Annotated in this window: 19 protein-coding genes, 2 tRNA genes and 1 pseudogene; 18 read left to right on the plus strand and 4 right to left on the minus strand. The window is 66.7% G+C overall.

The features are described from left to right. Nucleotides 1–105 precede the first annotated feature (105 nt). The 3 genes and pseudogenes from trmD to ACYVBS_RS07750 all read left to right on the plus strand — a co-directional run. A pseudogene (trmD, locus tag ACYVBS_RS07740) lies at nt 106–843 on the plus strand (tRNA (guanosine(37)-N1)-methyltransferase TrmD); the annotation flags it as partial. Nucleotides 844–1,137: 294 nt separating this feature from the next. Beyond that, nucleotides 1,138–1,551, plus strand: a complete 414-nt coding sequence (gene rplS / locus ACYVBS_RS07745) for a 50S ribosomal protein L19 (protein ID WP_460822870.1) — start codon at nt 1,138–1,140, stop codon at nt 1,549–1,551. A gap of 170 nt (nt 1,552–1,721) precedes the next feature. Continuing rightward, complete coding sequence (locus ACYVBS_RS07750) at nt 1,722–2,129, plus strand: RNA-binding S4 domain-containing protein (protein WP_460823022.1); 408 nt, start codon at nt 1,722–1,724, stop codon at nt 2,127–2,129. A 21-nt stretch (nt 2,130–2,150) separates the two neighbouring features. Here ACYVBS_RS07750 and ACYVBS_RS07755 read toward each other — a convergent pair whose 3' ends face one another. Continuing rightward, the gene (locus ACYVBS_RS07755; protein ID WP_460822872.1) at nt 2,151–2,759 is read right to left on the minus strand and encodes a DUF937 domain-containing protein; all 609 of its coding nucleotides are present in this window, start codon (nt 2,757–2,759) and stop codon (nt 2,151–2,153) included. A gap of 177 nt (nt 2,760–2,936) precedes the next feature. On the opposite strand from ACYVBS_RS07755, the gene ACYVBS_RS07760 reads away from it, so the two are divergent. After that, complete coding sequence (locus ACYVBS_RS07760) at nt 2,937–3,923, plus strand: methyltransferase (RefSeq protein WP_460822873.1); 987 nt, start codon at nt 2,937–2,939, stop codon at nt 3,921–3,923. A gap of 23 nt (nt 3,924–3,946) precedes the next feature. Here the strand turns inward: ACYVBS_RS07760 and ACYVBS_RS07765 are convergent, their stop codons facing one another. Next, nucleotides 3,947–4,435: an Lrp/AsnC family transcriptional regulator gene (locus tag ACYVBS_RS07765; RefSeq protein ID WP_460822874.1), complete on the minus strand. Its 489-nt coding sequence runs from the start codon at nt 4,433–4,435 to the stop codon at nt 3,947–3,949. A 92-nt stretch (nt 4,436–4,527) separates the two neighbouring features. Here ACYVBS_RS07765 and ACYVBS_RS07770 point away from each other — a divergent pair, with 92 nt between their 5' ends. Continuing rightward, on the plus strand, nt 4,528–5,730 hold the full coding sequence (locus ACYVBS_RS07770) for a trans-sulfuration enzyme family protein (protein ID WP_460822876.1): 1,203 nt from the start codon (nt 4,528–4,530) through the stop codon (nt 5,728–5,730). Nucleotides 5,731–5,737: 7 nt separating this feature from the next. On the opposite strand, the gene mutS is transcribed toward ACYVBS_RS07770, so the two are convergent. Further along, nucleotides 5,738–8,332, minus strand: a complete 2,595-nt coding sequence (gene mutS / locus ACYVBS_RS07775; RefSeq protein ID WP_460822877.1) for a DNA mismatch repair protein MutS — start codon at nt 8,330–8,332, stop codon at nt 5,738–5,740. A 284-nt stretch (nt 8,333–8,616) separates the two neighbouring features. On the opposite strand from mutS, the gene ACYVBS_RS07780 reads away from it, so the two are divergent. The 9 genes from ACYVBS_RS07780 to ACYVBS_RS07820 all read left to right on the plus strand — a co-directional run bounded on the left by ACYVBS_RS07780 (nt 8,617) and on the right by ACYVBS_RS07820 (nt 18,176). Further along, entirely contained in the window at nt 8,617–11,181 is a 2,565-nt protein-coding gene (locus ACYVBS_RS07780; protein WP_460822878.1) for a TonB-dependent receptor, read from the plus strand. Between the two features lie 165 nt (nt 11,182–11,346). Continuing rightward, nucleotides 11,347–11,847, plus strand: coding sequence for a CinA family protein (locus ACYVBS_RS07785; protein WP_460822879.1), 501 nt, complete (start codon nt 11,347–11,349; stop codon nt 11,845–11,847). A gap of 77 nt (nt 11,848–11,924) precedes the next feature. Further along, the gene (lexA, locus tag ACYVBS_RS07790; RefSeq protein WP_460822880.1) at nt 11,925–12,623 is read left to right on the plus strand and encodes a transcriptional repressor LexA; all 699 of its coding nucleotides are present in this window, start codon (nt 11,925–11,927) and stop codon (nt 12,621–12,623) included. A gap of 199 nt (nt 12,624–12,822) precedes the next feature. Further along, a complete protein-coding gene (recA, locus tag ACYVBS_RS07795) occupies nt 12,823–13,860 on the plus strand; it encodes a recombinase RecA (protein WP_460822881.1) in 1,038 nt (345 codons plus the stop codon). Nucleotides 13,861–13,909: 49 nt separating this feature from the next. Next, a complete protein-coding gene (recX, locus tag ACYVBS_RS07800; protein ID WP_460823024.1) occupies nt 13,910–14,416 on the plus strand; it encodes a recombination regulator RecX in 507 nt (168 codons plus the stop codon). A gap of 414 nt (nt 14,417–14,830) precedes the next feature. Next, the gene (gene alaS, locus ACYVBS_RS07805) at nt 14,831–17,482 is read left to right on the plus strand and encodes an alanine--tRNA ligase (protein WP_460822882.1); all 2,652 of its coding nucleotides are present in this window, start codon (nt 14,831–14,833) and stop codon (nt 17,480–17,482) included. Nucleotides 17,483–17,619: 137 nt separating this feature from the next. Further along, on the plus strand, nt 17,620–17,823 hold the full coding sequence (csrA, locus tag ACYVBS_RS07810) for a carbon storage regulator CsrA (protein WP_460822883.1): 204 nt from the start codon (nt 17,620–17,622) through the stop codon (nt 17,821–17,823). A gap of 66 nt (nt 17,824–17,889) precedes the next feature. Beyond that, nucleotides 17,890–17,982 (plus strand) — tRNA-Ser (locus ACYVBS_RS07815). Between the two features lie 117 nt (nt 17,983–18,099). Continuing rightward, nucleotides 18,100–18,176, plus strand: a tRNA-Arg gene (locus ACYVBS_RS07820). Between the two features lie 297 nt (nt 18,177–18,473). On the opposite strand, the gene ACYVBS_RS07825 is transcribed toward ACYVBS_RS07820, so the two are convergent. After that, nucleotides 18,474–18,866, minus strand: a complete 393-nt coding sequence (locus ACYVBS_RS07825) for a MerR family transcriptional regulator (protein WP_460822885.1) — start codon at nt 18,864–18,866, stop codon at nt 18,474–18,476. Nucleotides 18,867–18,959: 93 nt separating this feature from the next. Here ACYVBS_RS07825 and ACYVBS_RS07830 point away from each other — a divergent pair, with 93 nt between their 5' ends. From ACYVBS_RS07830 to ACYVBS_RS07845, 4 genes are read left to right on the plus strand one after another with little or no spacing between them, the layout of a single operon-like run. Then, entirely contained in the window at nt 18,960–19,574 is a 615-nt protein-coding gene (locus tag ACYVBS_RS07830) for a cation transporter (RefSeq protein WP_460822887.1), read from the plus strand. Beyond that, nucleotides 19,571–19,930, plus strand: a complete 360-nt coding sequence (locus ACYVBS_RS07835) for a hypothetical protein (RefSeq protein ID WP_460822888.1) — start codon at nt 19,571–19,573, stop codon at nt 19,928–19,930. The genes ACYVBS_RS07830 and ACYVBS_RS07835 overlap by 4 nt, the downstream gene beginning before the upstream one ends. Before the next feature lie 54 nt (nt 19,931–19,984). Further along, nucleotides 19,985–21,262 (plus strand): TolC family protein, encoded by a 1,278-nt coding sequence (locus tag ACYVBS_RS07840; RefSeq protein WP_460822889.1) that lies wholly within the window; start codon nt 19,985–19,987, stop codon nt 21,260–21,262. Then, complete coding sequence (locus tag ACYVBS_RS07845) at nt 21,259–22,248, plus strand: efflux RND transporter periplasmic adaptor subunit (RefSeq protein ID WP_460822890.1); 990 nt, start codon at nt 21,259–21,261, stop codon at nt 22,246–22,248. The genes ACYVBS_RS07840 and ACYVBS_RS07845 overlap by 4 nt, the downstream gene beginning before the upstream one ends. Nucleotides 22,249–22,256 lie beyond the last annotated feature (8 nt).

Consider the following 22,256-nt stretch of genomic DNA (forward strand, 5'->3'; position numbering starts at 1 on the left):
CGCATCCCTCTGGCGGAGCAGGTCGGTTGTCCCGGTTGGACAGGTGCCCACCAAGCCCCAGCACCGACCTGCCTGCCCGCACGGTTCCACGAGGCACCCGATTCCATGCGTTTTGACATCATCAGCCTGTTTCCCGAGTTCGTCGCCCAGTGCGCCGCCTTTGGCGTGGTCGGGCGGGCAGGGGAGCGCGGCCTGCTGTCGGTGCACGGCTGGAACCCCCGCGACTACGCCGAAGGCAACTACCGCCGCGTGGACGATCGCCCCTTCGGCGGCGGTCCCGGCATGGTGATGATGATCGAGCCGTTGCGTGCCTGCCTGGCCGACGTCCGCGCCGCCGACCCCACGCCGGCCCGTGTGGTGTACATGAGCCCCCAAGGCGCCCCCCTGACCCAGGCCAAGGTGCGTGAACTGGCCGCCCATCCCCGTCTGGTCCTGCTGTGCGGCCGCTACGAAGGCGTGGACGAGCGCTTCCTGCAGGCGGAAGTCGACGAGGAGGTCTCCATCGGCGACTACGTGCTGTCGGGGGGCGAGTTGGCGGCGGCGGTGGTGCTGGATGCCGTGGCCCGGCTGCAGGAAGGCGCCCTGAACGATGCCGAGTCGGCCGTGCAGGACAGTTTCGAGGACGGCCTGCTGGACTGCCCGCATTACACCCGCCCGGTCGAGCATGCGCTGGGCAACGTCCCGCCGGTGTTGCTGTCGGGCAACCACGCCGAGATCGCCAAGTGGCGCCGGCAGCAGTCGCTGGGCCGCACCTGGCTGCGTCGCCCGGACCTGCTGGACGAGGCGGCCCTGTCCAAGTCGGATCGCAAGCTGCTGGAAGCCTTTCGGGTCGCGCAAACGCCCGTCTCCGCGCCCTCTGAGACTGGCTCTGTGCGCCCGGTGGCGCAGCCCCGGCCTGCCTCTGGCGACGCGGCACCCGAAGTGGAACCCGGGGGGGCGCCCGGCAACGGCGCCCTGGCCGCAACCGCGCCCGGTGTGCCGGAACCGCCTCCCGCCGGCTAACTACTAGCCAGCAAAAGAAAAACGTCGTTATAATGCGCGGCTTAGCTCCACCCTTGCGTCACCCATAAGCTCCATCCACATGCCAGACGCGGGTCCACGTGCACTCGCGCTACAACGAATCCAACAGGCCGGACCATGAACAAGCCCTCGATCCACACGCTGCTGCAGAACTTCGAAGCCGAACAGATCCAGCGCAAGCTGCCGGACTTCGCCCAAGGCGATACCGTCATCGTCAACGTCAAGGTGAAGGAAGGCAACCGTGAGCGCGTGCAGGCTTACGAGGGCGTGGTCATCGCCATCAAGAACGGCGGTCTGAACTCCTCGTTCACCGTGCGCAAGATCTCGCACGGCTACGGTGTCGAGCGCGTGTTCCAGACCCACAGCCCGACCATCGACTCGGTCGAGGTCAAGCGCCGCGGTAAGGTCCGCGCCGGCAAGCTGTACTACCTGCGTGGCCTGGAAGGCAAGAAGGCGCGCATCAAGGAAGACCTGGCCGGCAACGCCAAGGCCAAGGCCGCTGCGGCCGCTGCTGCTGCTGCCGCCAAGTAATCCGCATGGTGTGACCCACCGGGTCCACCGCGCAGTGAACGGCCGCCTCCGGGCGGCCGTTTTCGTTTGGGATGCCCCCGGTCATCGCGAGCAGGCCAAGGTGAACAAATGCACCTTCCGTGTCGACCGCCCAGCTTTGTTTCCAGCAATCACGCCACCATGTCGTGCCCGTGACCGACGCCATTGCCTCCACTGAAACCGTCCGCCTCGACCTATGGCTGTGGGCTGCGCGCTTCTACAAGACCCGCGCCTTGGCCAAGCACGCCATTGAGACCGGTAAGGTCGAGATTGGCGGGCAGCGCGCCAAGCCGTCGCGGTCGGTGCGCCTGGGAGACACCTTGAGGATCAGTCGCGCCGAAGAAGTGTTCGTGGTCGGCGTGCAGGGGCTCAGTGACGTGCGTGGCCCAGCGACCGTCGCCCAGCAGTTGTACGCGGAGACGGAAGAATCCCGGGTCCAGCGCGAACAGGCGCGAGCACAGCGCATGGCCGAACGCAACGGGTACCAGGCGCCGGAAACCAAGCCGGACAAGCGCGCACGGCGCTTGATCCGGGCGCTGGGCGATATCGACGCGATGTAGCGGGGGAACCCCGTCCGTCGCTCAGCGCTTGCCGCCCAACACGCCCCCGCCAAGTTTCAGCAGGTCGCCCAGGCCCAATTGGCCATCACCGTCCTGGTCCAGCACGGCACCGAGCAGGCCTCCGCCCACGCCGCCTTGTTGCCGGATCTGCTGCTGTTCCTCGCCGAGAATCTGGCCCAGCCCCTGCGCGTCGCGCGTGCCGCCCTGGGCTTGGCCAAAGATGCGTTTGGCCAGGTAGGCCATGACAATCGGCGCGAGGATTTTGAGCAGCAGGTTGGCCTTGTCGCCCTGTAGCCCGGTGGCAGCCCCGAGGCCTTCAGCCGCGACGGGCTGCTTCGCGCCGAAGATGTGTCCGAGGATCTTCTCGCCCTGACCGTCGCCGCCCAACACACTGCCGAGCAGGCCACCCAGGTTCCCGGCGCCGGCATGGTCGCGTTGGAGAGCGCCGAACAAGGCGTCCGCGCCCGCAGGCTGGCCGGCATTCCGCCCCAATGCTCCGAGCAGCAACGGAAGTGCGGCCTCCACCGCGCCGGACGCCTGCGCCTGCGGCAGTCCAAGTTGCTGGCTGATCTGTTGGATGGGTTGGCCCTGCAACTGGCCAAGAAGATCTCTTGCGAGGGATGGGCTCATCTTCGTCTGCCTTCGGATGCTGGCCCGATGCTACCGCCAGGCACCGTCAAAGCCCGTGACGGCCACCCGTTCGGGTTGTCCCGTTCAGCGGCATGGCCGCCCACATGACAATTTGGCGTCGGATTTAGCGACGTTGTCGACGATCGGATGCCCGGACTCGCAATCAACGGTGGCGCCATGGCAGACCGCGGTCCCGCAGGGATGTTGCAGCAGATGGCCGGAAGCTACTGCGTGGCCCGGTGCCTGCATGGCGTGGTGGAACTCGGCGTCGCCGATGTCTTGGGCGACAAGCCGACGGATGCCGGCACGCTCGCGGAGGCAGTCGGGGCGCACCGGGACGCCCTGTCGCGCGTACTGCGATTGCTGGCCGCCCACGGCGTTTTCAAACTGGAGCGCGGCCGCTTCAGCCACACCGCGTCCTCGCGCCTGCTGCGAGAGGACCACCCGGAATCGATGCGTCCGCTCGTCCGCCTCTTCGGCCTGCCCCTGTTCTGGGATGCGTACGGGGTGCTGGGGCACTCGCTGCGCACCGATCGGCCCTCCACCGAATTGCTGCAGCCGCAGGGGCTGCACGGTTGGCTCGGACACGCCCCCGAAGCCGCGACCATCCTGGAGGCGGCCAAGTCCGCATATGCGCGGCGGCAGGTCGCAGCGGTGCTGTCGGCCTATGACTTCTCTGGCTTCGAACTGATCGGTGCCATCGACGGTTGCGGTGGGCGCCTGCTGCGCGCCGTGCTGCATGCCAGCCCCAACACCAAGGGCATTCTGCTGGGCACCCCTGCCCAAATCGAAGCCGGCGCTGCCCAGTCGCGCCTGGAAACCCAGGACGTTGATTGCTTCCGCGACCCGTTGCCCAGCTGCAGTGCCTACCTGCTCATGGACGTGCTCCAGGAGTGGGACGACGACCAGGCCATTGCCGCCCTGAAGGCGGTGCGGCGTGCGGCGCCTCCGGGCGCGACCATGCTGTTGGTGGAGGCCGTCATGTCAGAGCTGCAAGGCGGCGATTGGTCGCACCTGCTGGATATCCATCGCCTGGTGCTGTTTGGCGGGCGCCAGCGCACGCGGGACGAATGTGCCTACCTGCTGCGCAGTGCCGGCTTCCTGCTCTTGCGCGAAGTGGACACCGCCGGCGAGGTCTCGATCCTGGAATCCCGGGCGACCTGAAGCGCCGGAATCGCGGCGCGCGCTCAGCGCTCGTTGGATGAATCCGCACCAGACAGCAACTCGGGCAGGCTGTCGTTGCGGTGGAAGTCGAAGATGAGGTGGGTCTGGATGTGCGCCACTTCCGGCCGCTCGGTAAAGGCGGCCACCGTGAAGTCCCGCATGTGCGCGCTGTCGCGCACGCCCACGTGCACGAGGAAATCGTCTGCACCGGCCACGTGGTAGAACGCCAGCACTTCCGGCAGGGCGCGCAGGTGCGCCTGGAAGCTGTCCAGCAACTCCCGGGAGTGGCGGGTCATCCGCACTGCCACCAGCGCCTGCAAGCCAATGCCGATCGCCTCCGGGGCAATCTCGGCATGGAACCCCAGCAGCACGTTTGAGTCGCGCAGCCGCCGTACCCGTTCCAGGGCGGTCGACGGGGCGATCCCCGCACGTTCCGCGAGATCCTTGTTGGGTAGCCGTGCGTTCTTCCGCAACAGCCGGAGGAGGGCGAAGTCTGTTCGGTCCAGATGCATGAAAACAGCCTTTCACGAAATAATATTCGGCGCAACATTGGTGCACCGCACAAGGTTCTAGGCTTGGGTCATTCCGTTGAACAGGGTGCGCCATGAGCCATCAGAACAGTGCTTTCGACACGCGGGCCGTCCACGCGGGCCGCGAGGACTTCGCCGAACTGGGCGTGCATGCCCCGCCCATTGACCTGTCGACCACCTATCCCGTGCCGGATCTGGCCGTGGGCACCGCCAGCTTCGACGCGCTGGTCGGGGGTGAGGCCACCGCGACCAACCCGATCTATGCCCGGCTGTTCAACCCGACGGTCGCGCGTGTGGAACGGGCCTTGGCTGATCTCGAAGGGACCGAGGCCTGCGTCGCTTACGGATCCGGGATGGCCGCGTTGACGGCGTTGCTGATGGCGGTACGGATGCAGGGCGCGCGCCACGTGCTGGTCGTCCGCCCGCTGTACGGCACCTCGGACCACCTGCTGGCCTGCGGGGTCACTGGGCTGGAAGCCGAGTTTGTACAGGCTTCCGAAATCGCTTCGCGCCTGCGCCCCGACACGGGCCTGGTGATGATCGAGACCCCGGCCAATCCGACGCTCGACCTGGTCGACATCCGTGCCGTGGTCGCTGCCGCCGGAAACGTGCCGGTGGTGGTGGACTCGACATTCGCAACGCCCGTGCTGCAGCAACCGGCGGCGCTCGGTGCCCGCTACGTGCTGCACAGCGCCACCAAGTTCCTGGGCGGCCATGGCGACGTGATCGCGGGCGTGGTCTGCTGCAACGAACACGATGCCGCGGCCCTGCGCCAGGTACGCGCGGCCACGGGCGGGCTGCTGCATCCACTGGGAGCCTATCTGCTGCATCGCGGCCTGCCGACGCTGTCGCTCCGCGTGGAACGTGCGCAATCCAACGCCATCGCATTGGCCGAAAGGCTGGCCGCGCACCCGGCGGTGGCGAAGGTGTGCTACCCGGGTCTGGGCACGGTTCGCAACAGCGCGCTGGTGCGCACCCAGATGCGTGGGCCGGGCGCCCTGCTGGCGTTCGAAATGCATGGCGGGCACACCGCCGCCGCCGCCGTGATGGCGGCCGTGCGGCTGATGACGCCGGCCGTGAGCCTGGGGTCGGTCGATACCTTGATCCAGCACCCGGCCGGCCTGACCCACCGGGTCCTGGACGACGCGACCCGGGCGGCCACGGGCATCACGCCGGGCTTATTGCGCCTGTCGGCTGGCATCGAGCACGTCGATGACCTGTGGAACGACCTTGCCCAAGCGCTTGCGTGCGCGGGCGTTTCCGCCAAGGCGGCCTAATCGCCGGTCAGGCCAGCGCCTTGAGGCGGTAGAGCGCTTCCAGGGCCTGCTTGGGGGTCAGCTCGTCCGGGTCAATGGATGCCAACGCATCCAGTGCCGCGGCGTTCGGCGCAAACAGCCCGAACTGCTGCGGTTGGTCCAACGCCGGTGCCGACATCGTCGGGGCCGGCGCGTCGCGGTTCTGGCGCTCCAGTTCGGCCAGGCGCCCGCGGGCCTGCTTCACCACCGTCTTCGGCAGGCCAGCGAGGGCCGCGACCTGCAGGCCGAAACTGCGGTCCGCCGGGCCTTCCTTCACCGCGTGCATGAACACCAACTGGTCCCCGTGCTCCACGGCATCCAGGTGCACGTTGGCGATGCCGCTGCCGGGTTCGGCCAGGGCGGTCAATTCGAAGTAATGCGTCGCAAACAGGGTGAAGGCCCGGTTCGCCTGCGCCAGGTGGCGGGCGCACGCCTCGGCCAAGGCGAGGCCGTCGTACGTGGACGTGCCGCGGCCGATCTCATCCATCAGCACCAACGACTGGTCGGTGGCGTGATGCAGGATGTAGCTGGTCTCGCTCATTTCCACCATGAAGGTGGACTGGCCGCGCGCGAGGTCGTCACCGGCGCCAATGCGCGTCAGGATGCGATCGATCGGGCCCATCTCGGCCCGTGCGGCAGGCACGAAACTGCCGATGTGCGCGAGCAGCACGATCAGGGCGTTCTGCCGCATGTAGGTGCTCTTGCCGCCCATGTTGGGGCCGGTGATCACCAGCATGCGACGCCGGCCAAGCGCATCGGTGTCACCCAGGACGAGGTCATTGGGCTCGAACGGATCCTTGCGCACCGCTTCCACCACTGGGTGGCGACCGCGTTCGATGCGCAGCCCCGGCTCGGCGCTGAGCTGCGGCTGCGACCAGTCCAGCGTCTGTGCGCGCTCGGCGAAGCACGCGAGCACGTCCAGCTCGGCGAGCGCAGCGGCGCAATGTTTGAGCGGCTCCAGGCGCGCGTTGAGCGCGTCCAGGATGCCTTCGTACAGCAACCGCTCGCGCGCCAGTGAACGCTCGCGCGCGGAGAGCACTTTGTCCTCGAACTGCTTCAGCTCTTCGGTGATGTAGCGTTCGGCATTGGCCAGCGTCTGCCGACGCGTGTAATGCGTAGGCGCCTTGTCGGCCTGTGCCTTGCTGACTTCGATGTAGTAGCCGTGGACGCGGTTGTAGCCCACCTTCAGCGTGGGAATGCCGCTGGCCTCACGCTCGCGCACTTCCAGGTCCACCAGGAACTGGTCGGCGTGGGTCGAGAGGCGGCGCAGTTCGTCCAGCTCGTGGTCGTAGCCTTCGGCGAAGACACCACCATCGCGAGCAAGCACGGGCGGCTGCGGCACGATGGCGCTTTGCAACAGGTGGGCCTGCTCGTCGTGCTCGCCCAGTTCGGCGGCAAGCGCGGCCAGCCGCGGTGAATCCAGACGCGCCAGTTGCGTGCGCAGCGCTGGCAGCATCGCCAGGCCGTCACGCAGGGTGGACAAGTCGCGTGGCCGCGCGCTGCGCAATGCGATGCGCGACAGGATGCGCTCCAGGTCGCCAATGGCGCGGAATTCGTCCCGCAGTTCATCGCCGGCGCGTGACTCCAGCAGGGTCGCCACGGCGTGGTGGCGCTCACGCAGCACACCCTGGTCGCGCAGCGGACGGTGCAGCCACCGGCGCAGCAGCCGTCCGCCCATCGGGGTGATGGTGTTGTCCAGCACGCCCAGCAGGGTGTGCTTGCTGTCGCCGTCGATGCGGGTGTCCAACTCCAGGTGGCGTCGCGTGGCGGCGTTCATTGCGATCGCGCCATCCCCCGATTCCACCGCAATGGACGTCAGGTGCGGCAGTCGTTGCTTCTGTGTTTCCTCCACGTAGCCCAACAGCGCAGCCGCGGCGGCCACGGACAACGGCTTATCCTCCAGCCCGAAGCCGGTCAGGTCGTGCAGATTGAAGAAGCGCAGCAACTGGCGGCGGCCGCTGTCGGCATCGAACAGCCACGGCGGGCGGCGGCGCACGCCCAGCCGGGAATCGACAAAGGCCGGCCAGCCCTCCTCATCGGCGACCAGCGTCTCCGCCGGCTCCAACCGGGCGAGCTCGGCTTCCAGGGCGTCCTCGGTCGCCACCTCGTTGACCAGGAAGCGGCCGCCAGCCAGATCGGCCCAGGCCACGCCATAGCCGCTCTTGCCTCGAGCGATGGCCAGCAGCAGGGTGTCGCGCCGCTCGTTGAGCAGGGCCTCGTCCGTGACGGTGCCAGGCGTGACGATGCGGACGACCTTGCGCTCGACGATGCCCTTGGCCAGGGCGGGGTCGCCGATCTGCTCGCAGATGGCCACCGATTCGCCCAGGGCCACCAGCCGAGCCAGATAGCCCTCGGCCGAGTGGTGCGGCACGCCGGCCATCGGGATCGGCTGGCCGGCCGAACTGCCGCGCTGGGTCAGGGTGATGTCCAGCAGGCGCGCGGCCTTGCGCGCATCGTCATAGAACAGTTCGTAGAAGTCGCCCATCCGGAAGAACAACAGCACGTCGGGGTGCTCGGACTTCGCTGCGAAGAACTGCTTCATCAGCGGGGTGTGTTCGGGCGTCTTCTCGGCGGTCTGGGTCATTCGATGGGGCGTCTGCAATGCGGGGGGCGGGGCCTGCGGGCACACGCCGGCGGCTGATTGTAACGAGTGCGGGGCCCGTCCCGTCCGGTGGCGGGGAAGTCCCCACGCGGAGGGGGCGAACGGCCCGTCCAGCATTGCTGCTATGCAGCGTGTAAACCAATGGCGCCATGCTAGGTTCGGCGCAAGTGGCCGGAATTCGACCGGAGCGTCGCGATACCGGCTTTCATCGGGGACTGGGTATCCGGGGCGGGGGCTCTGGGACCCGAAAAACAAGGGGAGCCACAATGTCAGCACGCAAGCCGCAACGTCATGGCCTGGCGAAGGCTGTGACCGCCGTTCTGCTCATGGCGATTGTCACGCCATCGATCGCGCAGGAGCCACCTCCCGCACAGGCTGAGGACGAGGACGCCGTGACGCTCGCGTCCGTCACCGTGACCGCGCAGAAGCGCGAGGAGGCGATGCAGGACGTGCCGATCATGGTCACGGCACTGTCCGAACAGCTGATGCGCGACACCGGCGTGCGCGACGTGAAGGACGTGCAGGTGCTGGTGCCCGGCCTGACGGTGACCAGCACCCAGAGCGAGGCCCAGACGACCGCACGCATTCGCGGCATCGGCACGGTGGGTGACAACGCCGGTCTGGAGTCGTCGGTGGGCGTCCTGATCGATGGCGTCTACCGACCCCGCAACGGCGTCGGGTTTGGCGACCTCGGCGAGCTGGAGCGCATCGAGGTGCTCAAGGGCCCACAGGGCACCGTGTTCGGCAAGAACACCTCGGCCGGCGTCATCAATGTCATCACCCGGCGGCCCGACTACGAGACTTCGATCGATGGCGAGCTGACGTTTGGCAACTACGGCGCGGTCGGCGCCGCCGGCAGCTTCAACACGGCCATCGGCGACAACGCCGCCTTCCGTGTGTACGGGGCCAAGCGCAAACGGGATGGCTTCAGTGAAGTGCGCACCGGCGAAGGCCCGCGACGCGAGGACGAGGACGGCGATCAGAACTTCCACACCTTGCGTGGCCAGTTGTTGTTGGAGCCCACCGATACCCTGGATGTGCGCTTGAGCGCGGATTTCACCAGCCGCGAGGAGAACTGCTGCGTGGGTATGACCGTCGTGCGCGGCGGCACCGCGGCGATCGTCGACGCATTGGCGACGGATGAGGGCGTGGTGCGCGAGGCCGACCCGTTCGCGCGGGTGGCGTACAGCAACCGCAGCACGGAGCAGGACATCAAGGACAAGGGGGTGGCCGCCCACGTCGACTGGATCACTCCATGGTTTGGCGAGGCCACGTTGAGCTCCATCACCGCATGGCGTGAGTGGGGGGCGATCAACGGCCTGGACTTCGACTTCACCAGCGCGGACATCCTGTATCGCGACCCGCGCAAGGACGAGTCGTTCACCGGCTTCGAAACGTTCAGCCAGGAACTGCGCCTGACCGGTTCGACCGACCGTGTCGACTGGATGGTGGGCGTGTTCTATGCGGACGAAGACCTGACCCGTAACGAGACCTATCGCATCGGGCCGGATTACGAGCCCTATCTGTCGATCGCATTGCTGTCGATGATCAATCCCGCGCTCGGGGCGTCGCCAACGGCGCCGCTGTTCCTCTCCCAAGCCAGTGGCCGCCCGTATGGCACGGTGTTCGCGGGTTTTGGCGCCGATGACCATTACAAGCAGAACGCGACCAGCGCCGCGCTGTTCACCAACAACACCTGGCATGCGACCGACGCGCTCGATGTGACCGTCGGCCTGCGCTACACGCGGGAAACGAAGGAGCTGCAGTCGGTCTACAGCAATCCCAATGGTGGCGCTGGCTGCGGCTCGATGCTCGCCAACCCGGCGCGGGTCGTGGGTGCCCTCGTGGCACGCGGACTCACCGTGGCGCAGGCCACGGCGGCGGCCCCGACGGTGATTGGTTTCAGCTGCCTGCCGTGGGCGAACCCGCTCCACAATGGCCGGGCCACCCACCAGGAGCGCGAGGAAAAGGAGTGGTCCGGCACGCTCAAGGCGGCGTACCGCTGGAACGAGCATCTGATGACCTATGCCTCGGCCGCGCGCGGCTACAAGGCCGGTGGCTTCAACCTCGACCGCGTGCAATCGAACACCGGGCTGTCGAGTGGCACCTCGGGCATCGTTCCGGTGAACGACACGTCCTTCGAGGGTGAGTTCGTCGACAGTTACGAGTTGGGCGCCAAGACCACCTGGCTGGGCGGCAACCTGCTGCTCAACGGCACCTTGTTCCACCAGACCTACGACGACTTCCAGCTCAACAGCTTCCTCGGCACCAGTTTCGTGGTGCGCTCGATTCCGGAGGTCACCTCCAAGGGACTGGACGCGGAGGTGATGTGGCAGGCGACGAAGCGGCTGCTGGTGCAGGGCGGCTTGACGTATGCCCGCACGCGGTACGCCGACTCCATCCCGGGGGCTGACTTCGTGGCCCCGGGCGGCGCGCTGTACAAGCTGCCGGGGGCGCAGGTCAGCTTCGCGCCGGACTGGTCGGGCTCGCTGGCAATGACGTACGAGCACGGCTTCGGTGGTGGCCTGGTCGGGCGGTTCAACATCGGCGCCAAGTACATGTCCGACTACAACACCGGCTCCGACCTCGACGTGGAGAAAGCGCAGGATGCCTTCACCGTGGTGAATGCGCGGATCGGGTTTGGCCGGGACGACAACCGGTGGATGGTCGAGTTCTGGGCGCAGAACCTGTTTGACGAGGAATACGTGCAGGTGGGCTTCGACGCGCCGCTGCAGAACGTGTCGCCGGTGCCGGGCAACCCGTTCAACTCGTACAACGCCTTCCTGGGTGCGCCGCGTACGTATGGCGTGACGTTCCGCTTCGAGTACTGAGTCAGGTTCGGCCGGATGCCAATGCATCCGGCCGACTGCGCGCATGTCGGGTTGCGGTCGGGTGGGGTACCCGCGATAGCTCGGTGGATGTCCCGGCCGCGTCGGGATGGGCCGCCGGCCCAAGACGGGTGTCGGTCGTGGCGGTGGAGCCGGTATAGTCGCCGCATGAACGTCGACGTATCCGATGGCGCGCTGCGGGACCTGGCCGAACAGGTCGGGCGCAATGCACTGGCCAACCACCAGACCCTGGTCACCGCTGAAAGTTGTACCGGCGGTTGGATTGCCAAGACCCTGACCGACATTGCCGGTTCCTCGGTCTGGTTTGAATGCGGCATGGCCGCGTACAGCTACGAGGCCAAGCAGGCGTTGCTCAGCGTTCGGCCGCAGACGCTGGAAGAGCACGGCGCCGTCAGCCGCGAAACCGTGATCGAAATGGTGTCCGGCGCGCTGGTTCACTCGGGCGCCACTGTGGCGGTGGCGGTCACCGGCATTGCCGGCCCCGGCGGCGGCACCGACGACAAGCCGGTCGGCACGGTGTGGATCGCGTGGAAGAAGCGGGGCGGGTATCCCACCGCGGTGGTGTTCCACTTCGATGGTGACCGCGAAGCGGTACGCCGGCAGACCGTGGCGGCGGCGCTCCACGGGCTCCTCGACCTGATGAACTGATCGGCAGGGCAGGGTTCGCGCGCACCGGCAGCGGGTAGTGCTTGCGCTCGACTATTGTTAGTAGTAATACTACTAACATGCAGATCACCGACACCCAGCAAGCGATCCTGGAACTGGTGGCCGCCCGCATCGCGCGGGACGGCATGCCCCCGTCGCAGACCGAAATTGCCGCAGCCATGGGCTTCAGCAGTGTCCGGGCGGCTCAATACCATCTCGAGGCCCTGGAGCTGGCGGGCGCCATCCGCAAGGTGCCCGGCAAAGCCCGTGGCTTGCGGTTGACCGATGCGGGTCTCGCCGCGATCGGGCAGGGAGAGGGCGATGCCGGAGTGCCCACGGAGCCCGTCTCTTCGTCCATTGTGGCAGGCGGCGATGCCCAGGCTGCGCCTTCCGACGCCCTGCGTCTGCCGGTGCTGGGGCAGGTAGCGGCGGGGCGTCCCATCGGTGCCGACATCGGATCCGACGACTACGTGCTGCTCGACCGGGTCTTCTTCTCGCCCGCCCCCGATTACCTCCTGAAGGTGAAGGGCGATTCGATGATTGACGAAGGCATCTTCGATGGCGACCTGATCGGCGTCCACCGTACGCCTGATGCGCATTCGGGCCAGATCGTCGTGGCGCGTATCGACAACGAGATCACGGTGAAGCTCCTGAAGATCGGGCGTGATCGTATTCGCCTGCTCCCCCGCAACCCGGATTACGAGCCGATCGAGGTGTCTCCCGACCAGGAGTTCGCTATCGAAGGCCTGTATTGCGGCCTGGTGAGGCCCAACCGATGAGGGACCGGGGGGGGGGGCTCCGGTTCCGCGGTTCCCGTATGCGAGCGGGGCATTTTCCTACGCCGCCATGCGCCTGCCGCTGCTGCCCAGGATGGCGCCCTCTCCCTAAAGTTTTCCAGGGCCGGCGAAGTCTCAGCCTCTGCGACCCGCGGCCCTTACAGTGATCCCAACATACGACATGCCACCAAGGAACCTGACGATGGACGAGAACAAGAAGCGCGCCCTTTCCGCTGCCCTGGGCCAGATCGAGAAGCAGTTTGGCAAGGGCTCGGTGATCCGCATGGGCGACCGTGCGGTAGAGGCCGCCGAGGTGATCGGCACCGGTTCGCTGATGCTGGACATCGCGCTGGGCATTGGTGGCCTGCCCAAGGGTCGCGTGGTGGAGATCTACGGGCCGGAATCGTCGGGCAAGACCACCCTGACCCTGCAGGCCATCGCCGAATGCCAGAAGCAGGGCGGTACCGCGGCCTTCATCGACGCCGAGCACGCGCTTGACCCGGTGTACGCCACCAAGCTGGGCGTCAACCTGGACGACCTGCTGGTTTCGCAGCCGGATACGGGCGAGCAGGCCCTTGAAATCGCCGACATGCTGGTCCGCTCCAACGCGGTGGACATGGTGGTGGTCGACTCGGTGGCGGCGTTGACCCCCAAGGCCGAAATCGAAGGCGAGATGGGCGACCAGCTGCCGGGCCTGCAGGCCCGTCTGATGAGCCAGGCGCTGCGCAAGCTGACCGGCAACATCAAGCGTTCCAACTGTCTGGTGATCTTCATCAACCAGCTGCGCATGAAGATTGGCGTGATGATGCCGGGCCAGAGCCCCGAAACCACCACCGGCGGCAATGCGCTCAAGTTTTACGCTTCGGTCCGTCTGGACATCCGCCGAATCGGCGCGATCAAGAAGGGCGACGAGATCATCGGCAACCAGACCCGCATCAAGGTGGTCAAGAACAAGATGGCGCCTCCGTTCAAGCAGGTTGTCACCGAGATCCTGTATGGCGAAGGCATCTCCCGTGAGGGTGAGCTGATCGAGATGGGCGTGGAGGCCAAGCTGGTCGACAAGTCCGGCGCCTGGTACAGCATGGGCGATGAGCGCATCGGGCAGGGCAAGGAAAATGCCCGCCAGTACCTCAAGGACAATCCGGCCCTGGCCCAGCGCCTGGAGGCATCGCTGCGCGAGAAGTTCGTGCCGGCCGAGGCGCGTCGTGACGAAGAAGATGGCGCCGGTTCGGACGACTGAGTCCAAGGGGCCGCACCTTGGCTCCCTAGGGAGCTGAGGTGCCATGGGCATGGACGACAATGGCGATGAGGGCGCGCGGCCACCGCGCGGCCGCCGCAAGCGGCCCGAGCCGACCCCCGTGCAGCGGGCGATTGGGCTGCTGAGCCGGCGTGAGCACTCGCGTCGGGAACTCACCCGCAAGCTAAAGGTGCGGGGCGTGGAGGACGAGGCCGCAAAGGCGGCCGTGGATCGCCTCACCCATGATGGCTGGCAGGACGATGCCCGCTTCGCCGAAAGCCTGGTCCGCAGCCGCACATCCAGCGGCTGCGGTCCCTTACACATCCGGGCGGAGCTGGGCACCCACGGCCTGGACCGTGAGGCCGTGGCCGCCGCCCTGGACACCTTCGACGGCGACTGGGTCGCCAACGCCCGCGACCTGGTCCGCCGCCGTTACGCGGCAGAGGCGTTGGCCGAACTGGGCGCACGCCGCAAGGCTGCCGACTTCCTGGCCCGTCGCGGCTTCGACGCCGACACCATCCGCGCCGCCACCCGCTACGACCCCGACGAGCTGGATTGATAGGCATGGCGGGCTCCCCCCGATAGCGTGCGGACCCATCGGTCTCACCGGTCCGGTCAGTCTCCTCGGCCATCGGACCTCACATTTTCCGGCCCTCAAGCGAGTGCGAGCGCAGTCGCCCCTCAGGCACCCCGGCGCACCCGAGCTCCAGCTTCGGGCACCCACCACCGCCGCGCACTGCTCCACAACACTCCGACAACGTCCCGAGCGCCCCCGGGCAGGTGTCGCAACCAAGCGGATAACGGGCCGCGACTTGCGGCACCTGCCCGGGGGCGCCCCCTCAAGCCAACCCCCAACCTGCTACCCTAGTCGGCTACTCCGGCCTTGGTTGCCTGCTCGAATCCACTGCCCCATTGTGGCGGTATTGGCGGGCCGATCCGGCGCCGCCCCAGCATTCGACTCAGCGTGCCAGGCATGAAAACCACCAGCGACATTCGCCGCGACTTCCTCGAGTTCTTCCGCAGCAAGGGCCACACCATCGTGCCGTCGGCGCCGCTGATCCCGGCCAACGACCCGACCCTGCTGTTCACCAACTCGGGCATGGTTCAGTTCAAGAACGTGTTTCTGGGCAGCGAGAAGCCCGGCTACGTGCGCGCGGCCGACGTCCAGCGCTGCCTGCGTGCTGGCGGCAAGCACAACGACCTCGACCAGGTGGGCTACACCGCCCGCCACCACACCTTCTTCGAGATGCTGGGCAACTGGTCGTTCGGCGACTACTTCAAGGAAGAGGCGATCGCCTGGGCGTGGGAACTGCTGACCAAGGTGTGGGGCCTGGCCCCGGAGCGCCTGCTGGTCACGATCTACCACACCGACGACGAAGCCTTCGACATCTGGCACAAGAAGATCGGTCTGCCCGCGGACCGCATCATCCGCATCGGCGACAACAAGGGCGCGCCGTTCGCCTCCGACAACTTCTGGCAGATGGCCGACACCGGCCCCTGCGGCCCCTGCACCGAGATCTTCTACGACCACGGTGAGCACATCGCCGGCGGCCCCCCGGGCAGCCCGGACGAGGACGGCGACCGCTACATCGAGATCTGGAACAACGTCTTCATGCAGTTCGACCGCCAGCCCGATGGCACCCTGGTGCCGCTGCCGGCGCCGTGCGTCGACACGGGCATGGGCCTGGAGCGCCTAGCCGCCGTGCTGCAGGGCGTGCACGGCAACTACGACATCGACCTGTTCCAGCACCTGATCCGCAAGGCCGCCGAATTCACCGGCACCGCTGACCTGCAGAACAAGTCGCTGCGCGTCATCGCCGACCACATCCGCGCGTGCGCGTTCCTGATCGTCGACGGGGTGCTGCCGAGCAACGAAGGCCGCGGCTACGTCCTGCGCCGCATCATCCGCCGCGCGCTGCGCCACGGCTGGATGCTGGGCCAGAAGAGTCCGTTCTTCAGCCGGATGGTCGCGCCGCTGGTCGAGGTCATGGGCGAGGCCTACCCCGAGCTGGCCACCAAGCAGGAGTTCGTCGAGAAGGCGCTGCTGGCCGAGGAAGAGCGATTTGCCGAGACGCTGGACTCGGGCATGCGCATCTTCGACGAAGTGGCCGACAAGGCCCGTGCGGCCAGCGGCGCGCAGCCGGTGATCGCCGGCGCCGACGCCTTCCGCCTGTACGACACCTATGGCTTCCCGGTGGACCTCACCGCCGACATCGCCCGCGAGCGCGGCCTGTCGGTGGACATGGACGGGTTCGAGGCCGCCATGGAACACCAGCGCGAAACCGCGCGTGCTGCCGGCAAGTTCGGCAACGCCACCACCATGCCGGCCGAGCTGGCGGCGCAACTGGCGCCGACGCGGTTCCTGGGCTACGACAAGCTCACCGATGGTGGCCTCGAAGTCGTGGCCCTGCTCAAGGACGGCCGCCCCGTCGACGCAATCGAGGCAGGCGACGAAGCCGTGGTCATCCTCGACCGCACCCCGTTCTACGCCGAGAGTGGCGGCCAGGTGGGTGATGCCGGCGAACTGGACGAGAAGGGCAGCCGCTTCCAGGTGCGTGACACGCTGAAGTTCGCCGGCCAGTTCCACGGCCACATCGGCAAGCAGCTCAACGGTGGCCTCAAGCGCGGCGACCGCGTGATGGGCGCCGTGGACGCCGCCCGCCGCGGCGCCACCGTGCTCAACCACTCGGCCACCCACCTGCTGCACGCCGCGCTGCGCAGCGTGCTCGGCACCCACGTGACCCAGAAGGGCTCGCTGGTCGCGCCCGAGCGCCTGCGTTTCGACTTCTCGCACTTCCAGCCGCTGACCGCCGCCGAACTCGCCGAGATCGAGCGCCGCGTCAACGCTGAGATCCGCCGCAACCACGAGGCGGAAGTGCGCCACATGGGCATGCAGGACGCGCTGGACTTCGGCGCGATGGCCCTGTTCGGCGAGAAGTACGGCGACGAAGTGCGCGTGCTGCGCATGGGCGAGACGTCGACCGAGTTGTGCGGCGGCACCCACGTTTCACGCACTGGCGACATCGGCGTATTCAAGATCGTGTCCGAAGGCGGTGTTTCCGCCGGCGTGCGTCGTATCGAGGCGCTGACCGGGCAGGGAGCGCTGGACTACATCGCCACCGAGGAGCAGCGCCTGGAGGAAGCAGCGCGCCTGTTGGGGGGCAATGCGGCCGACGTCACCGACAAGCTCAAGGCTTTGTTGGACCGCCAGAAGAAGCTCGAGCGCGAAGTCGAGGCCCTCAAGGCCAAGGCCGCTTCGGGCGCGACCGCGGACTTGGCCGGTTCGGCCGTGGACGTGCGTGGAGTCCGGGTAATAGCCACGCGACTGGAGGGATTCGATGCCAAGGCTTTGCGCGATGCGATGGACCGGCTCAAGCAACAGTTGGGTGATGCCGTAATCGTCCTGGCAGGAGCAAGCGACGGCAAGGCGGCGCTGGTGGCCGGCGTGGCAGGCGGGGCCCTTGGTCGAATCAAGGCTGGGGAACTGCTGGCGCACGTGGCCAGTCAGATCAATGGCAAGGGCGGCGGACGCCCGGACATGGCCCAGGGTGGCGGTGATGATGGCCCCGCATTGGTGGCCGCATTGGCGGCAGTGCCGAATTGGGTGGATGATCGGTTGAACTGACTGGTCCCGACCCCGGCCGCTTGTCCGAGTGGGCCCGGCGACTGATAATTGAGGACTTGCCCGGATTTTGGAAAGCCCCGGATCGTGGGGCATAACGCGCCGGTTCCCGGAATGGAACTGGCCTAGGAGAAAGACAAATGCTTATCTTGACGCGCCGTGTTGGCGAAACCCTGATGATCGGTGACTCGGTCACCGTCACTGTGTTGGGGGTCAAGGGCAACCAGGTCCGCATCGGCATCACTGCGCCGAAGGACGTCGCGGTGCATCGCGAAGAGATCTACCAGCGCATCCAGCAGGGCAGCGATGCAGGCAGCGCGGGCGCCGGCGACGACAACGCCTGATAAAAAAATTTGATCTATGCGGGCCGAGCGTTTATGCTCTGCGCCCCGCGAGAGAGTGTTTGTCGCGGAGACTTGCCCGAGAGGCCGAAGGGGCTCCCCTGCTAAGGGAGTATAGGGTCAAAAGCTCTATCGAGGGTTCGAATCCCTCAGTCTCCGCCAGTTCCACCCATCGTCCAACGATGGTTTTTTCCGAAGCTTTCTGCATCAGGCAACGGAAAAACGCGGTAACGAAATTGTTGACGAATCCCAAAGATCACGTCATACTTTTTCAACTACGCGCCCGTAGCTCAGCTGGATAGAGCACCAGGCTACGAACTTGGGGGTCGGAGGTTCGAATCCTTCCGGGCGCGCCATATGAAGCAACTAAGCCGCTGAATTCAGCGGCTTTTTGTTTTTTCTGGTCTAATCTACCCCCCTAAATACCCCCCTACGAAATTTGAGCAGAAAGAACGCCGCGCTGTAGGCCACGGTGTTCTGCGCGCACCACGAGTTAGTTGCCAGCCATCGCGAAGCGCGCAACGACTGTCTGGCCTGCCGGGTCTGGCCGCAGTGCCCAATCAAGTCTTAACCTCGGGAGGCACGAGCTCGATTGTGAAGGCCCCCTGCCACGGAATGAAGCGTGCAAAACTCACCATCAGCCGATTTGGCCCTCAGGCAACCTGCTTCAGTGCGCCGAGAATGGTGCAACTGTCGCGCTCGCCGCCGACGCAGTTCGCAATAACCCGCTCCAATTCCGAAGCGATGCGCTCGAGCTCAGCGATGCGGCCGCGCACATCGGTGAGGTGCGTACGCGCGATGGCGTCCACATCACAGCACGACATGGATAGATCGTCATTCAAGCGCAGCAGGCTGCGGATCTCCTCCAGGCTGAAGCCGAGTTCGCGCCCCCGGCTGATAAAGCGCAGCCGGTCGACGTCGGTCTGGCGGTAAGCGCGGTAACCGCTGCTGGTGCGATCGGGCGCTGCGATCAGCCCGACGCGCTCGTAGTAGCGGATGGTTTCCAGATGGCAGCCGCTGGCGGCCGCAGCTTCGCCGATCTTCATATGGCTTGACTCCGTAGTAGCTACGGACTTTATCCTGCACGGATCTGCCCCGCCACCCAGCGGGGTGCCGACGCCTGTTGGCTATTGACCCCGATGAGCGACTGCGGCTGCCACCACGACCCGAAGAACGAGCTAGAGCGCCGCGTTTTGCGCATTGCCCTGGTACTCAACGCTGCCATGGCGGTCATTGGCGGGGTCGCGGGCTCGATTGCCCAGTCGACCGGCCTCCTCGCCGACGCGTTGGATATGCTCTCCGATGCCAGCGCGTACGCCATCGGGCTGGTGGCCATCGGCCGAACAGCCCGCTTCAAGGCGAATGCGGCCTGGCTAAGCGGCAGCGTGCTCTTGGTCTTGGGCGTCGGTGTGCTGGCCGAAGTCGGTCGCCGTGTCATCTACGGCGCTGAGCCATCGAGCGGGTGGATGATCGGCACAGCCCTGCTGTCGCTGATGGTCAATCTCACCGTGCTGCGCCTGCTCGCGCCGTTGAAGGCGGGCGAGGTGCACCTGCGGGCGACCTGGCTGTTCACACGTGCGGATGTGGTGGCCAACATCGGCGTGATCTTGGCAGGCGTGATGGTACTCTGGCTCGCAACCCCCTATCCGGACTACCTCATCGGCACCTTGATCGGCCTGTACGTGATCAAGGAGGCTATCGAGATTCTCGGCGATGCGCGCCGAGCTCGGGCTGCTTCGACATCTTCCACATGACCTTGCGCCGATCTATGCCGTCCCTTTATCGCTGGCTGATGCTGGCGGCCTTGGCATTGAGCGTGATCCTGCAGCCAGTGCTCGCTTCGATCAGCGAGCTGCACGAGCTCACCCATGATTCGGCAAGCGTGCATGGATCCGTCGACAGCGAGGCGCCCGGAGAGGAAAACGATACGGCCGGCACGCTTCACGTCATGCACCACTTCGCCCATTGTTGCGGACACGTGGTTGCATCATCGATGGCTCCACTGGTGCAGACCGAAGTCAGCCAAAGCGAGCCTCTGAACCTGACGGATTCGCAGTTTCTACCCATTAGGCGAAGGCTTGCGCCCTTTCGACCTCCAATCGCGGCCTGACGATCCACCGGCTTTGCCGCCGGATCGCTGATCCTTTCCGATTGGAGTGTCTCCATGTCCTTCCGACTTGCGGCGTTGGCCGCACTGGTCGCTGTGTCCGCCATCGCATGGCCGGCGCACGCGGCTGACCGCCTCTCTCTGGACGACGCGTTCGCGCGTGTCGCCCAATCCCATCCCGATCTCCGCCTGTTCGGTACGCGACAGGATGTCCTCGTCGCCGAGTTCGACCGGGCGGCACTACGACCAGCGCTGGTTGCCGGCGCGAGCGTCGAGAACGCCTTCGGCACCGGCGAGGCCAGCGGCTTGCAAAGTGCCGAGCTCACTCTGAGTCTGGCCTCAGTGCTGGAGCGCGGCGGAAAACTCGATGCGCGCCGGACGTTGGTGCAAAGCCGTATCGACGCGTTGGCAGTGGAACGTGAAGCGCGCCGGCTCGACCTATTGGCGGAGGTGGCACGCCGCTATCTGGCGATGGTCGCGGCCCACCGCCAGCGCGCCATCGCCGATCTCGACATCGCCCAGCGCCAGCGCACCGTCGCCGGGGCCAGGCATCGGCTGCAAGCGGGTGCTTCACCGGAATCGGTCGTGTTCACCGCGCAGGCGGCGCTGGCTCGCGCGGAACTGGACCGCGCCCGCGCCGAGCAACGCCTCGCGGCGGCCCGACAGCACCTCGCAGCGTTGTGGGGTGAACGAGCGCCATCGTTCGACGTGGTTGCCACGGATCCCATGGCGTTGCCCGACGTCGCTCCACTTAGGCAGCTGACAACTACCTTGGAGCAAACACCCGAGCTCGTACAGTTCGTCGGTGAGCGCCGCATCCGCGAAGCACGCCTGCAACTCGCGCGGAGCGATGCCAGGGCCGACCTGAATTGGGAAGTGGGGATCCGCCGCCTGCAGGCCACGGACGATGTCGCCTTGATCGGCAGCGTCTCGATGCCGCTTGGCGCCAATCGCCGCGCCCAACCGGGGATCCGCGTGGCGGAGGCCGAACTTGCGGCGCTGGAGATCGAGCGCGAATCCAAGGGGTTGTCGTTGTACTCCACGCTGGTTGACGCGCACGGACGTTATCTCACCGCGCAGGTCGAGGTGGAACGGCTTCGCAGCGACGTGCTGCCCAAGCTGGCCAAGGCCGAGGCCGCGGCGGAACGCGCCTACCGCGCCGGCGCCATCAGCTATCTCGAATGGGCGCAGCTGCAATCCGAGCGCACCAACGTCCGCAAGCAACAACTCGACGCCGCGCTTGAAGCCCAGCGCGCTCTTATTGAAATCCAGCGCTTGACCGGCGAGTCCCTCGTGACCGCCGCGCCGGAGCGCGTGCAAGGAGATAACCCATGATTCGTTCCTCGGTGGCCACGATGGCCCTCGCCCTGCTGCTGGCCGGCTGTGGCGACAAACCGGCATCGCCTGGAGACCCCCGCGAACACGCCCGCAAAGAACACGGAAAAGGCGAAGGGCACGACGCCGGCAGGGAGCAAGTTGCTGAGGCTGAGCACGAAGAGGGACCGCCGAGCACCACCCTGACGGCCGAGGTCGCGCGCCGCTCCGGCGTCCAGACTGCGCCGGTCACCGCCGGCACCATCGCCGACCAGCATGAGGTACAGGGCCTGCTGACGCCTGTCGAAGGCCGCGTCGCACAGGCCATGGCCCGCTTCCCCGGCCCGATCCGCTCGCTACACGCCAACGTCGGGGACCGCGTGCGTGCCGGACAGCCACTCGCCAAGATCGAAAGCAACCTGAGCTTGACCACCTACACGGTGCCTGCGCCGATCTCCGGCGTCGTGCTGCAACGCGATGCCGCCGTGGGCGCAGTCGCCAGCGAAAGCACGCCGCTGTACGAGATCGCCGACCTGTCAGAACTGTGGGTCGACCTGCACATCTTCGGCGCCGACGCGCAGCACATCACCGCCGGCAGTCCCGTCGTCGTCACGCGCATGAGCGACGCCATGACGGCGGAGACCGTGCTCGAGCGCATCCTGCCGTCGACCGCGACGGCGAGCCAGAGCACGGTGGCGCGCGCACGTATCCAGAACCTGGACGGGCTGTGGCGTCCTGGCTCGTCGATCAAGGCTCGCGTGACAGTCGCGCAGCAGCCGGTCGGGCTGAGGGTGCCGCTGAGCGCCGTGCAGACCGCGGGCCAAACTGATGTGGTCTATGTGAAGTCAGGCGACACGTACACCCAGCGTAAGGTGCGCCTGGGCCAGCGCGATGCGACCCACGTCGAAGTGCTCTCAGGCGTCAAGACCGGCGAGCAAGTCGTGACTGAGCAGAGCTTCCTGATCAAGGCGGACATCGAAAAGTCGACCGCCGAGCACGACCACTGAGGCCGCCG

Source organism: Lysobacter olei, assembly GCF_054777355.1.

Excerpts from the sequence above, each read along its gene's own strand:
- rplS (WP_460822870.1), top strand. The coding sequence starts at position 1,138 with ATGAACAAGCCCTCGATCCACACGCTGCTGCAGAACTTCGAAGCCGAA.
- ACYVBS_RS07755 (WP_460822872.1), bottom strand. The coding sequence starts at position 2,759 with ATGAGCCCATCCCTCGCAAGAGATCTTCTTGGCCAGTTGCAGGGCCAA.
- ACYVBS_RS07760 (WP_460822873.1), top strand. The coding sequence starts at position 2,937 with ATGGCAGACCGCGGTCCCGCAGGGATGTTGCAGCAGATGGCCGGAAGC.
- ACYVBS_RS07765 (WP_460822874.1), bottom strand. The coding sequence starts at position 4,435 with ATGCATCTGGACCGAACAGACTTCGCCCTCCTCCGGCTGTTGCGGAAG.
- ACYVBS_RS07770 (WP_460822876.1), top strand. The coding sequence starts at position 4,528 with ATGAGCCATCAGAACAGTGCTTTCGACACGCGGGCCGTCCACGCGGGC.
- mutS (WP_460822877.1), bottom strand. The coding sequence starts at position 8,332 with ATGACCCAGACCGCCGAGAAGACGCCCGAACACACCCCGCTGATGAAG.
- ACYVBS_RS07780 (WP_460822878.1), top strand. The coding sequence starts at position 8,617 with ATGTCAGCACGCAAGCCGCAACGTCATGGCCTGGCGAAGGCTGTGACC.
- ACYVBS_RS07785 (WP_460822879.1), top strand. The coding sequence starts at position 11,347 with ATGAACGTCGACGTATCCGATGGCGCGCTGCGGGACCTGGCCGAACAG.
- lexA (WP_460822880.1), top strand. The coding sequence starts at position 11,925 with ATGCAGATCACCGACACCCAGCAAGCGATCCTGGAACTGGTGGCCGCC.
- recA (WP_460822881.1), top strand. The coding sequence starts at position 12,823 with ATGGACGAGAACAAGAAGCGCGCCCTTTCCGCTGCCCTGGGCCAGATC.
- recX (WP_460823024.1), top strand. The coding sequence starts at position 13,910 with ATGGACGACAATGGCGATGAGGGCGCGCGGCCACCGCGCGGCCGCCGC.
- alaS (WP_460822882.1), top strand. The coding sequence starts at position 14,831 with ATGAAAACCACCAGCGACATTCGCCGCGACTTCCTCGAGTTCTTCCGC.
- csrA (WP_460822883.1), top strand. The coding sequence starts at position 17,620 with ATGCTTATCTTGACGCGCCGTGTTGGCGAAACCCTGATGATCGGTGAC.
- ACYVBS_RS07825 (WP_460822885.1), bottom strand. The coding sequence starts at position 18,866 with ATGAAGATCGGCGAAGCTGCGGCCGCCAGCGGCTGCCATCTGGAAACC.
- ACYVBS_RS07830 (WP_460822887.1), top strand. The coding sequence starts at position 18,960 with ATGAGCGACTGCGGCTGCCACCACGACCCGAAGAACGAGCTAGAGCGC.
- ACYVBS_RS07835 (WP_460822888.1), top strand. The coding sequence starts at position 19,571 with ATGACCTTGCGCCGATCTATGCCGTCCCTTTATCGCTGGCTGATGCTG.
- ACYVBS_RS07840 (WP_460822889.1), top strand. The coding sequence starts at position 19,985 with ATGTCCTTCCGACTTGCGGCGTTGGCCGCACTGGTCGCTGTGTCCGCC.
- ACYVBS_RS07845 (WP_460822890.1), top strand. The coding sequence starts at position 21,259 with ATGATTCGTTCCTCGGTGGCCACGATGGCCCTCGCCCTGCTGCTGGCC.